The organism is Mesorhizobium sp. M7A.F.Ca.ET.027.03.2.1, assembly GCF_003999175.1.
Classification (GTDB): Bacteria; Pseudomonadota; Alphaproteobacteria; order Rhizobiales; family Rhizobiaceae; genus Mesorhizobium.
The window spans coordinates 1-813 of sequence record NZ_RZOM01001637.1 but is presented as its reverse complement, the minus strand read 5'-3'; the positions used below and the strand labels follow the sequence as shown (position 1 = coordinate 813).

The 813-nt window shown below is 65.3% G+C and carries 2 protein-coding genes; both read left to right on the top strand.

Annotated features, from left to right (window positions below):
- Positions 1-430, top strand: a 430-nt coding sequence (locus tag EN750_RS37005; RefSeq protein ID WP_127399460.1) for an ABC transporter permease subunit, incomplete at its 5' end; no start/stop codon positions are given.
- Positions 427-813, top strand: a 387-nt coding sequence (locus EN750_RS37000) for an ATP-binding cassette domain-containing protein (RefSeq protein WP_127302024.1), incomplete at its 3' end; no start/stop codon positions are given. The genes EN750_RS37005 and EN750_RS37000, both read left to right, overlap by 4 nt.

Below are 813 nucleotides of genomic sequence, written 5' to 3'. Positions count from 1 at the left end.
GCCGACCTTCGTCTACCTGATCCCGGTGCTGACGCTGTTCGGCCTCGGCAATGCGCCCGGCCTCATCGTCACCATCATCTTCGTCATCCCGACCGCGGTTCGTCTCACGCATCTCGGCGTCGTCTCGGTGCCGAAGTCGATCGTCGAGGCCGGCGAGGCGTTCGGCGCCACCAAGAGCCAGTTGCTGTGGAAGGTGGAGCTGCCCTCGGCGCTGCCCACCATCATGGCCGGTCTGACGCAATCGATCATGCTGTCGCTGTCGATGGTGGTGTTTGCCGCACTGATCGGCGCCGGCGGCCTCGGCACCGAAATCAACCGGGCGCTGGGTTCGCGCAAGATCGACCTCGGGCTTGAGGCGGGCCTCGCCATCGTCGTTTTGGCCATCGTGCTCGACCGGATGACCCGCATCGCCGTTGGAGGCAAGAAATGACCGTCGCCGTCGATTTCCGGAACGTCGATATCGTCTTCGGCGCCGACCAGGCCGGATCGCTGAAGATGATCGACGCCGGAGCCAGCCGCGCCGAGATCCTCGAAAAGACCGGCAATGTGCTGGGTTGCGCCGGCGCCAGCCTGACCGTGAACGAGGGCGAGATCTCCGTGCTGATGGGTCTCTCCGGTTCGGGCAAGTCGACATTGCTTCGGGCGGTCAACCGGCTCAACGTGGTGTCGCGCGGCCAGGTTCTGGTCAAGGATGGCGACAAGACCGTCGACGTCGTCACCTGCGACGAGGCGACCCTGCGGCGCCTGCGGCAGAAACAGGTGGCGATGGTGTTCCAGCAGTTCGGCCTTTTGCCCTGGCGCACGGTGGAGGAG